Annotated in this window: 7 protein-coding genes; 1 reads left to right on the top strand and 6 read right to left on the bottom strand. The window is 63.1% G+C overall.

All coding sequences use genetic code 11. The features are described 5' to 3' along the window. Positions 1–7 precede the first annotated feature (7 nt). From IRI77_RS19475 to IRI77_RS19500, 6 genes are all read right to left on the bottom strand, one after another. On the bottom strand, positions 8–3079 hold the full coding sequence (locus tag IRI77_RS19475) for an efflux RND transporter permease subunit (RefSeq protein ID WP_194446701.1): 3072 nt from the start codon (positions 3077–3079) through the stop codon (positions 8–10). After that, a complete protein-coding gene (locus IRI77_RS19480) occupies positions 3076–4332 on the bottom strand; it encodes an efflux RND transporter periplasmic adaptor subunit (protein WP_194446702.1) in 1257 nt (418 codons plus the stop codon). Before IRI77_RS19480 ends, IRI77_RS19475 begins: the two co-directional genes overlap by 4 nt. A gap of 5 nt (positions 4333–4337) precedes the next feature. After that, positions 4338–5636: a TolC family protein gene (locus IRI77_RS19485; RefSeq protein WP_194446703.1), complete on the bottom strand. Its 1299-nt coding sequence runs from the start codon at positions 5634–5636 to the stop codon at positions 4338–4340. 81 nt (positions 5637–5717) lie between these two features. Continuing rightward, positions 5718–7556, bottom strand: coding sequence for a metallopeptidase TldD-related protein (locus IRI77_RS19490; protein ID WP_194446704.1), 1839 nt, complete (start codon positions 7554–7556; stop codon positions 5718–5720). Beyond that, complete coding sequence (locus IRI77_RS19495) at positions 7553–9295, bottom strand: TldD/PmbA family protein (RefSeq protein WP_194446705.1); 1743 nt, start codon at positions 9293–9295, stop codon at positions 7553–7555. Before IRI77_RS19495 ends, IRI77_RS19490 begins: the two co-directional genes overlap by 4 nt. Positions 9296–9340: 45 nt before the next feature. Continuing rightward, on the bottom strand, positions 9341–10012 hold the full coding sequence (locus tag IRI77_RS19500) for a response regulator transcription factor (RefSeq protein WP_194446706.1): 672 nt from the start codon (positions 10010–10012) through the stop codon (positions 9341–9343). A gap of 184 nt (positions 10013–10196) precedes the next feature. Between IRI77_RS19500 and IRI77_RS19505 the strand changes: the two genes are divergently transcribed. Then, positions 10197–11399 (top strand): AAA family ATPase, encoded by a 1203-nt coding sequence (locus IRI77_RS19505; protein WP_194446707.1) that lies wholly within the window; start codon positions 10197–10199, stop codon positions 11397–11399. Positions 11400–11409: the final 10 nt, after the last annotated feature.

The following is an 11409-nucleotide window of genomic DNA, read 5'->3' on the forward strand; positions in this document are numbered from 1 at the left end:
GGGCCACCTACAGCCCGCGCCCGCGCAACTGGTAAAACAGCACCGGCGTCACCAGCAACGACAGCACCATCGATACGGTGACGCCGCCGATCACTGCAATCGCCAGCGGCTGCAGCATCTGTGCACCCAACCCAACTCCCAGAGCCAGCGGCAGCATGCCGAAGATCGTCGCCAGGGCTGTCATCAGAATCGGCCGCAACCGCCGCCGGCCCGCATGGAAGATGGCGTCCTTCAACGCGAAGCCGCGCGCCGTGAACTCCTGCTCCGCATCGAGCATCAGGATGCCGTTCTTGTGCACGATGCCCACCACCATGATGGCCCCCATGAACGAGCTGATGTTCAGGGTCGTCTTCGTCATAAACAAAGCCAGCATGGCGCCAAAGCCGCACAGAATCGTCGCGGCCAGAATTGCGATGGGATGCGAGAACGACCGGAACTCGAACACCAGGATGATGAAGATCAGCAGGATCGACGCCATCAGCACCTGCGTCAGCCCCAGGAACGATTCCTGCTGGATCTTGTACAACCCGCCATACTCGATGTCCGTTCCGGCCGGCAAGGCGATCTCTTTCGGCAGCCGCCGCTGGATCTCGTCCATGGCCGACCCCAGATCCCGACCTTCCAATCGCGCCGTCACCGCCGACAGGTTGCGCAGGTTCTCGCGCAGAATCTCATACGTCGCCTCTTCGGTCTCGATATGTGCAATGGAAGACAGCGGCACCGTCTGGCCCGTCGGCGACGTCAACAGCAGCGCCTCCAGTTTCTCCGTCGACGAGCGGTCCTTTAGCGGATACCGCACGCGAATCCCGATCAGCCGGTCGCCGCGGATCATGTTCGACGCCAGCGCTCCGTCGAGAATCGCTTCCTCCAGGTCCGCCACATCCTGTACCTTGAAACCTGCCCGCTGCGCCTTCTCCAGGTCGACGCGGAAGTTCACCGCCGGCCCGATCGGCACCGTACGGTTCACAATATCGACAACACCCTTCACCTTCGGCAGCCACTCCTCCACACGCTTGGCGATGTCCTTGTAGACCTTATCGTCGTCGTGATGGATCTTGATCTCGATAGGCTGCGGCGACCACGCCAGATCGCCCACCAGGTCCTCCAGGATGTGCGGGAACTCGACCTCGATCACAGGCTCCGCCTTCGTGATCTTGCGCCGCAGTTCACTGGTGACCTCCTCCAGAGACCGCTTCCGGTCCTTCTTCAACCGGATCAGGAAGTCGCCGGTATTCGGCTCCGCAATCGCCAGCGCCAACCGCGCGCCGGTGCGCCGCGAGTAACTCTCCACCTCCGGCGTCTCCCGCAGAAACTTCTCGATGTGGAGCAGCATCCGGTCGCTTTCCTGCAGTGACGTGCCGGGCGGCGTGATGTAGTCCAGCACGAACGCGCCCTCGTCCATCTCCGGCAGGAAGCCCGAACCCAGTTGGTAGTACAGCCCCACGGTCCCCGCAAAGATGACCACCGCGCCCAGCATCACCATGACGCCGTGCTCCAGCGCCCAGTGCAGCGAGGCTTCATACCGCACCGTCAGCCAGCGCAGCCATCGACCCTCACCCGCCTGCTCGGCCTGCTCCTGATCCGCAACCGCCTCGCCTTCCCGCTTCTTCAACAACCATGTCGCCAGCACGGGCGTGAAGAAGATCGCAATGAACAGGGAAGCCAGCAGGGCCGTCACCATGGTCATCGCCAGCGCCCGGAAGAACACCGCCGTAATCCCACCCAGAAACACGAGCGGCAGGAACACCATGATCGGCGTCAGCGTCGAACCGATCAGCGCCGGGGTCAGCTCCTCAATCGCGCTGCGCGCCGCCGCCGCGGGCGTCAGGCCCATGGACAGGTGCACGATGATGTTCTCCACCATCACGATCGCATCGTCGATCACGACACCGATGCACGCCGCCAGCCCGCCCAGCGTCATCAGGTTGAAGCTCATGTGGAACAGGCGCATGCAGACGATAGCGATTAGCACCGCGATGGGAATCACAATCGACGCCACCAGCGTCGTCCGCCAGCTCTTCAGGAACCCCACCAGCACCGCGACCGACAGGGCGAGGCCGATCAGAATGCTCTCCACCACGCCGCTGATCGAATCGCGCACCAGCAGCGACTGGTCGTAGAACGTATTCACCTGGATATCCGGCGGCAGCGTCTTGCGGATGCTCGCAAACTCGCGCTTCACAGCATCCGCGATCTCCACCGCGTTCCCGTCCGGCTGCTGCAGCACGTTGATCAGCACGGCAGGCCGCCCATCCGCGGTCACAATGTTATAGACCGGACGCTCGCTCAGCACGACCTCCGCGATGTTCTTCACAGTCACAGGAGTGCCGCGCACCATGTCCACCACCGTGTCCTCGATCTGCTCCTTTGACCGCAGCAGGCCCGTGACCGTCGTCAGATAAAGGTGGTAGTTCTCCTGCAGCATGCCGGCCGCTGTGATGATGTTCGACGAGCGGATCGCCTCGGTCACCTTCGTCAGCGGCATGTTGTAGCTGTTCAGCTTCTGCGGATCCACCAGGATGTGGTACTCCGGCGGCCGTCCGCCGACGATGCGCGTCTCCGCCACGCCCGGCAGGTTGTAAAGCCTCGGCGCCAGATTGTAATACGCGAGATCCCACAGCTCCGACTGCGACCGCGAAGGCGAAGTGATGCTGTAGCCCAGCATCGGGAACACCGAGAACGTCAGCCTATTGATATAAAACCGGCACCCGGGCGGCAGCGACGGCGTGATCTGCGCGATGCGCCCCTGCACCAGGTGCAGCGCGTTCAGGATGTCCACATCCCAGCGGAAGAACACACTAATCTCAGTGGACCCGCGGGCCGTCGTGGATCGGATCGTCGAAATGCCCGGTACAATCCGCACGGCCTCCTCAATGGGCCGGGTCACCGTTAGCATCTGCACGTCCACCGGAGAGATCCCGTTGTCGACCAGAATCACGATGCGCGGGAAATCGGTCTGCGGAAAGATCGCGATGGGCAGCTGAAACGCAAAAAACACACCGGCCACGGCGAAGCTCAGCACGATCAGAAGCATCGCCCGGCCGTGTGCTTCCACAAAGCTGGCCAGCGCTTTGGTCATGGTTTTTCGGCCTTCGGCGCCGCGATCTCCACGGCCGTATCGTCGGCGAGCCCGTAGCCGCCGTCCACGATCACCGTCTCTCCGCCCTTCAGCCCGGAGAGGATGGGAACCTTGCCATCAATGGTCGGCCCGGCTTCTACCTCACGCCGCTTGGCCTTCTTCTGCTCCACCACGAGGACAGTCCCCTTCCGGGTCCCTTCCTCGAATTGCAGCGCCTTCAACGGCACCCAAACCGCCTGCTTGAGCTGGCCTGTCACGATTATCAGCTCACCGAACTCTCCGGCCTTCAGCGCGCGTTTTCCGTTGGCAATCTCGCACCACGACTCCACTGTGCGCCGGGCCGGATCCACCGCCTGGTTCACCACCGTGATCCGCCCTTCCAACTGCTCGTCATGCCGGTCTGAAGCCGTAAACACACACCGCTGCCCCACCTTCAAACCGGCGGCGCCGCTGGCCGGAACCTGCGCGCGAGCCACCGCCGTCGACAGATCGGCCACCGTGAACATCGGCGTGTCCGGCTTGGCCATGTCGCCGGGAAACACGAACTGCTCCACCACTGTTCCGGCGAACGGCGACCGGATCTCGGCAAACTGCAGCTGCGTCTCCAACAAATTTAGATGCGACTTCGCCTGCGCCAGGCGGCTCTGGGCGATGGTGATGTCGCGCTGCTTGGACTGCCCCTCCAACAGGGCCTGCGACCTTTGGGCGACTTCATACGCCGTCTTCGCCTGCGCCAAGTCCGTCTCCGCCATCACCAGGTCCCGTTGGGGAATGGCTCCCTGATCGTACAACTGCTTCCGCCGGTCGTAGAACTTCTGCGCCTGGTTCAGCGCTGTCTGCGCCGTCGCCACCTGCCCGCGTCCGCGCTCGATGTCCGTCGGCAGCGTCGACGCGGTGGTCTTCTCCAGCGTCGCCTGGGCGTCCGTCACCGCCGCCGCCGCTTCATCCCGCTGCGCCCGCAGGTCGCGGTCGTCCAACCGCGCCAGCACCTGCCCGGCCGCCACCGTATCGCCCTTATGCACCTTCAGCTCTCGAATAGGAGCCGTCAGGCGCGCGGCCAGGTTCGCCTGTTCCCGCGCGAATACCGAGGCGGGCGCTTGCACGCTCACCTCGAGATCGCCTCGCTCCGCTCGCACCACGCCCACCTGCACCAGCGGTTTGGCCGCCTCTTCCTCTTCGTGCCTGGCACACGCCGCCGAGCTGACCACCAGCGCAATGACGAGCATCGCGGCCCGGCCTCGTCGATTATTCACGCGTCTCATCGCCCGGCTGCGACCTCCAGTTCCAAGCGCGCCGTCAAATACGCCGCAATCGCCGAATAGTAGTTCGTCCGACCCTGCGCCAGCTGGTTCTGTGCCGTCACCACATCCAGCGCCGCGCCTTCGCCGCCCTCATACCGAACCCGGCTCAGCTTCAAATCCTCTTCCGAAAGCGTCACCTGGTTGCGGGTCATCTCCACCTGCCCGTACATCTGTTTCACCCGCAGCAGCGCGGCTTCGTATTCGGCCGAGAACGCCCGCTGCGCCTGGCTGCGGCTGTCCTTGACCTGCGCGGCCCTCACCTGAAACTGTCGCGCCAGGCTCAACGACCGGAACCAGTCGAACACCGGAATCGTCAACGTCCCGCCAGCCAGATAGCCGCGGTCCTGCCACGCCGGACTGACCGAATCCACGCCAAACTGAAACAGCCCGCTCAACTTGGGATACAGGTTCGACTTTGCGATCCGCGACTCCGCCTGGAAGCCGTGCACCTGCGCGTCGTACAGCTGGAACTCCGGCCGCCGCATGTAAGCCGCATCCGGCGGCCCGCCGTTCTCCGGCACCGGCAGCGGATCGTCCAGCACATCCGCCAGCGGCAGCGGCGTCGCCACATCCTCGGTCCAGAACGATGCCAGTTCCTGGTTCGCCAGCCGCGCCGCGAGTTGCGCCGTATCCGCCGCCTGCCGCAGGAACGCCGCCTGCGCGGACGCCTTCACCACATCCGCCCGCGCGGCTTCCCCGCCCTTCCACAGCAGGTTCACCCTCTGTTCGAAGGCTTCGCTCTCTGCCAGTGATGTCTTCAGCGCCGCTTCGATATGCCGCGCCAGCAGGGTCCGGTAGTAGGCGTCCGAGACCGCTTTCCGCAGATCCCGCTCCGCCACGGCCGCCGAGGCGGAAGCTGCATCCTGCGTCGCTCTCGCACGGGCCAGGTCGGCCCTCAGCCGGCCAGACGTGTCGATCTCCTGGATTACGTTGACCAGGGCCGTGAACTCCCGCACCCCGTTCATCGCAACGAAACTCATCGTCGAGCGGTCCAGCCGGCTGGGGCTGTTATACATGTAGCTCGACGTGATCTCGGATTGAGGCAGGAAACCCGCGCGAGCCTGGCGCACTTCCAGCGAAGCGATGTCGCGCTCTTTTCGAGCCACGCTCGCCGCCGACGGCACCGCCAGTGCCTTATGGATGCAGTCTGCCAGCGTGAGGGGCGTCGAGGGGGCGGCCGGAGACTGCGCGAATGACATCAGGCAGCCGGCTGTGAACAGTGCAAGCCTCGCCGGGAAATAGGGTAGGTCGCTCACCTTGATCCAATAGCAACTACACCATATCGTGCCCGGTCGCACCGGGGCAAAGTGAGCCGGAGGATCAAGCCGAAAGACGGGTCAATTGCTGGTCAGAGGCGGCGGCGGAACGATTGGCGGTTTCGGCAGGTCGTCCGTGTTGGGCTCCAGCTCCAGCTCTTCAAACAGTACCGGCGGCGCGACGACGGAAGCCCCGACGACGAAATTCCCCGCTCCCATCAATGCCATGGGAGCCCCATTCTCGAGCCAGTCGAACTGATACTCCTCACTGCCGGCGGCCACGATGTCGCGGAACGCCCTTGTACCCAGCGAACGGAAGCGCATGCCACGCACCAGTTCCTCACGCCCATCCGGGAAGACCTTAAAGACCATCACCGGAGAGGACACCGGACGCCCGCCGGCGCCCGAACGGCTGGCCCGCATGATCGTCCGTCTCAATTCATCAGTCGAACCAGCGGAGGGAAAGTCCATTTTCTTGACCAGCATGCCGTAGGGCTTGCTCTGGGTCTTGATCATCTCAATCAGACGCGCCTTCAGCGCACTTTCACTCTCACTCTTCGACACCCGCACGAACAGATTCGAGGTCCGCGCCATCTTGGCCCCAAATCCGCCGGGAAGCCGGGCGTGGCCAGTGGTTTTCGTCAGGCCGCGAACCGGCGTCCGGGTGGTCAGCAGGGTCTTCAAAACACCCTTCTCCACGACGGTTACGGGCTCAGGAGCGACCCCTTCCAGATCGGCAGCGTAATGCCCCACCAACGGCCTCTTCTTATATTCCTGCAGGGTGGCGTCGTCCACCATGTCCATCCATTCGGGCAGGACCCGCGAACCCAAACGGCTCTCCAGCTCGGTCGCAGCCATCGGATAGGACCGGCCCGGCTCCGTCACCGGCCGCCGTTGTGGACACAACTGATAACTGAAGACTTCCGCGAACACTTGAGCCGCTGCCTGGCCGGAAAACAACACCGGCCCCGTATAGGATTCGCCTACCGGAGCAGCCGCAACCGTACTCAGGTTCTTTGCAACCTCTTCCACCGTCGCGCGCAGTTCCGGCTCCGTGGGGAGCTTGCTTGGATCCAGGGACGTTACGCACGCCCCGTCATAGACCGCCATTCCATCCGGACACTGTTGGGAGCCTCTCGCCCGCACGTACGCAATCCGGTCATTCACCCGCACGGCCGTGGCTTCGGTATTGACGAGGTAGGTATTCCCCTGCGACGTCTCGAAATCGACACTGGAAGAGGTGATCCCGGGGTACTTGAGGAAAACGGCCGACAAGGCCTTCACCCGGCTGCTCCAGGCGTCATCATCCACTTTGATTCGCCTGGGTTCCTCGAACAGGGCCCGCCGCGGCGCCGGCCAGAAATCGTTCAACGGTTCCGCCACGGTCACGCCGCGCAGGGCAGCCTGCTTCCGGCCGATCGCCTCGGCCGCGGTCTTGTACATGCGGTCCAGCGCCAGCCAGATCTGCGTCCTCAATGCGACCAGATCGTTATCCAACGGCAGCGAGCCATCGTCATACCGTGTACCGGAGTAGTAATCCGTGAAGATGGAGTTTGAGTTATCCATCTGCGGAGAACCCACGCGCACCTGGACCCGCATCGGCCGCATCTTCGTCCGATTCGGCTCGAACAGCGCACCCAGCATCGCCGACACACTAAACGACTCAGCATCATCCAACGCCACATCCGCGTAGTACACGGCCTCGCCCATGGTCCGGAGCGTCTTCACCCGGGATAGTTCCTGCAGCATAGCCCGCAGAATCGGGTCCGCCGCCATGGCCGCATTCAATTTCGCCTGATGGGCGGCCCAGGCCGGGTCGGGCTCCGCGCCCGCCGGTTTGTCCTGCGCCCACGCCTTCGATACCAGCAGCCGGGAGGATGCCGCTAACCCAGTCCACAGCCAACCTCTACGTGAAATCACTGAATCACCTCCGGCCCGGCCTGGTTCAAGTCGGGACGGGGCCGCGGCAACAAGGGGGGTAGATCCTTGCCCCCGGCTTTGCGTTGAATCTCAATCTCGGAAACCAGCAAGGCCGGCGAAACGGCCGCCACCGGAACACTGCCCGACTCGGCGCCGCAGTAGCCGTTGAACACTTCGCTGCGGTTGGAAGTCGCCATGATCTTCGCAAAACTGGCCAGCGGCGTACCTACAATGTCCGCGCCGCGGACCATCTCGTCCGGCCGCCCATCGGCATAAACCCGATAGACCACCAGCGGAATCACCGTGAAGGCTTGCAGCCCCTGGCGCCTCGTCGTTGTGTAGCCGCCCGTCACCTGCTCGAAGTACAGGCCATACGGTTTCTTCTGCTTCACCAACTCGGCAATCAGCATCTTCTTGAGCTCGGCATCGGAGACTTGGTTCGTCGAATCAACGAACAGGTTCGACTGCCGCGATACCACTTCGAGCCCCGGTTGCCTGCGCCCGTGACCGTTCGACTTCGCAAACCCGGGAATCGGCGTCCGCGACATGAGAAAGGTCTTGAGAATCCCCTTCTCCACCAACTGGACCGGCTGCGCCGCCACACCTTCATCATCGAAGGCATACCAGCCGTTCAGGTCGGTCCTGTCCAGGGAACTCTTGGTCGCGTCAAAACGCACCGACAGGAACTCAGGCAGCACCGGCTTCCCCACCGAACTGGAGAAAGTCTGCCCTTCAGTCTCATCGCGCTGCCGGTGACCTTCCACACGGTGGCCGAAGATCTCGTGGAAGAAGACGCCGGCCGCACGCCCGGACAGGATCGCCGGGCCGACGTAAGGATCCGCGGGCGCCGCTCTCAGCAGCTTCGCCAGGTCGTCGGCCATCTTGCGCACGGAAGCCAGCAATACGTCGTCCTTGGGCAGATGCGTTGGGTCATCCGCTTCAAAACTGTCGGTCGTGACCAGGTCATTGCCGTCATAGGACTTGGCTCGCGCCGTGATGAAAATCCGATAGAAGTTGCGTCCATGCTGAATCCGGCTGCCCTCTGACGACACAAACGTGCGGACCTCGCGCCGGAAGGCCAGGCTGACTTCCGACCGGAGCACTCCGCTGAACTGCCCGAACTCGTTCGAAATCCTCTTGATACGAGGCGTCCACTCCTCCACCGAGAACTTGTAGCGCGGCACCGCCTGTACCGCCGTCACTGCCTGCTCCGTCGAGAAGTCGGGCGCTGCTTTTTCCTGGCCGGATTTCACCTGGGAAGAGCTGCGCACCCGCAGATACCGCTCCGCCGCCGCCCGCCACGCCCGGTCCGTCTCCCGCCAGGCCGTGCGGGCAATCGCATCGGGTTTGTCTTCCACTGGAATGCTGGCGGCTGCCGCGAAACGCGGGCGGTCACCTTCCAGCAAATGGTAGTTGTCCAGCTCCGCTGAACCTACCCTGACGGAACAGTCCAGGAATCGCCGGCGATAGACGCCCTTTGTCTGGATGGCTCCCAGTGACGCGGTCAAGCCGCTGCTCTCTTCGTCCGTCACACTGTACGAAATGAAGTACGGAGCAGGATCGGCCTTTGACTTCAGGGCCTGAAAATTCCGGTCCAACTCCTTGGCCAGGATGTCTAGCAGCGCGGATTCAGCCGCCGGCTTGCCCGCGTTCGGCTTCGCCGCCGGTGGCGCCGCGCCCACCAGAGCCAAGCTGAATGCAACGGCCGCCAGTTGGAAAATAAGCCCCTTGAAACGCACGTCTGTCAGGATATCACGCGCCTTTCCAGCACTATCCGCCGAAGCCTAGGCCAGCGGCGAGTACCCCACGGCCGGCTGGACCGGAATCACGCCACGGATCCGCATCCCATTCAGCGCCAGCCCGTAACGGCCATGGACCCCCGTCTTTTCAAAGATGTGCTTCAGGTGGATCTTCACCGTACCCGGCCGGATGCCCAACTCCAGCGCGATCTCCTTGTTCTTCATGCCCTGCTCCACCAGCCCGAGCACCTGCTGCTCCCGCATCGTCAGGTCGTTCCGGCTCGGCCGTTCGTGCCGCGTCGTATCCCGGAATACGCAGTCTTCCATCCAGGTGGCCCCATCGGAAACGGCCCGGATGCACGTCAGGATCGTGGCCAAGTCCGCCGTCTTCCGCAGCAGCCCGCGAGCACCCGCCTGCAGAAGCCGCAGCGCTTCCGCTTCGTTCATCGAATTGCCCCAGACGATGGTGCCGACATCCGGCATCGACTCCCGCAGTTCCGTTAGCGCGGAAATCACCGCCTGCTGCCCGAAGCCCTTGTCCAGCACGAGGGTTTGCACGGGTTGCTGCCGTGCCAGTTGCAGGCCAACCAGTAGATTCGGCACCGCCCACCGGCAGGTCAGATCCTCACTGCCGCCCAATAGTGCCCTGATCCCCTCGGCCGTGGCAGGCTGGGTCTCGCACAATCCAACACTACTTTTGTAGTTACCTTGAGTCATAGGAACAACTTGCGAATCGAACTCCGCTCCTCAACCAGTCAGCCGGCCTACATCCGCTGCGCCAGCTTTGTTTGCTGGACCGGTCTTCTGGGAACTTAGTCCCATGAGGGGGGCAACCCTCTCAAGTTTTCCGTTTCAATTACCGATAGGTCCTATGTAAGGTCTAGCCTCAGAAGGGATCTTGATGTCCGCCTCCTCGACCAGTCACAATTTCGGCCAATGGAAAATCCTGGTCATCTGCCCCAACCCGAAACTGAGTGGGGAACTCACTCCTTTGTTGGCGGAGCACGTCCCGTTCTCGCCCGCGATTGAACTCAAGGAATATCCCACCCGGGCCCTGCTGGGCGACGCTTTACAGGAACAGGGGATCAACCTCTGCTTTGTCGATGTCGAGACCAATCGGGAGTGGGCGCTCGCGCTGCTCAGCGACCTCTCCATGCTCGATTCCAAATTGCCCATCGTGGCCTTGCATGCCGGCAACGACTCCGAGTTTATCCTGCGCACACTTCGCCAGGGCGCCACGGAATTCCTGTTCCAGCCCCTCACCGCCGAGCATTTCATCTCCGCAATGGAGCGGCTCTCCGCCCAGCATCGCGGCAAGGGCCTGGCAAACGCCAAGGTCTACTGCGTCATGCCGGCCAAAGGCGCTTGCGGCGCCTCCACCATTGCCTGCAATCTCGCTCATTACTACCGCAAGCTCGGCACTAAAAAGGTCCTGCTCGCCGACCTCGACCCACTCACCGGCACCATCTCCTTCCAACTGAAGCTGAAGCAGACGTACAGTTTCATGGAGGCCCTCACTCGAGGCGGCCAACTGGACGAAGACATCTGGAAAGGCATGGTCCAGTCCGCCGGAGGCGTGGATGTCGCGCTCGCCCCAGATCAGCCCGTCCATGGCATCGACGAGAACTACAATGCCGCCGCCATCATCGACTTCGCCCGCTCCATGTACGAAGTCGTCATTCTTGACTGCAATGGCGCGTATGGGCAGTGGAGCCTCACCCTGGCCCGGCTCTGCGACGAACTGCTCCTCGTCACCACCAACGAACTCCCGGCTTTGCAGGCCACCCAACGCTCTCTCGCTTACCTCGACCGCAATCGCGTCGACCGTTCCAAGATCCGCATCCTCGTGAATCGCTACCACAAGGACATCGGCCTCAGCCGCGACGTCATCGAGGCCGCACTCCATTGCGATGTCTACCACCTCATCCCCAGCGACTATGAGGATGTGCAAAAGGCTCTCGTGGAAGGCAAGCCCATCCCGCCCGGAGCCGCTGTCGGACGCAGCCTCATGGCCCTGGCCGAAAAGCTCTCCGGCAAGGAAGCCACCAGCGTGGCGCCCAAGACGTCCTCGCTGTCCAGCCTGTTCAGCTTCCTGCGGAAGTAACTCGCGCCAG

Origin of the sequence: Paludibaculum fermentans, assembly GCF_015277775.1 — a bacterium.
Lineage (GTDB): Bacteria > Acidobacteriota > Terriglobia > Bryobacterales > Bryobacteraceae > Paludibaculum > Paludibaculum fermentans.

Bases quoted from the DNA above. Each gene is read 5' to 3' on its own strand.
- IRI77_RS19475 (WP_194446701.1), bottom strand. From the start codon at position 3,079: ATGACCAAAGCGCTGGCCAGCTTTGTGGAAGCACACGGCCGGGCGATG.
- IRI77_RS19500 (WP_194446706.1), bottom strand. From the start codon at position 10,012: ATGACTCAAGGTAACTACAAAAGTAGTGTTGGATTGTGCGAGACCCAG.
- IRI77_RS19505 (WP_194446707.1), top strand. From the start codon at position 10,197: ATGTCCGCCTCCTCGACCAGTCACAATTTCGGCCAATGGAAAATCCTG.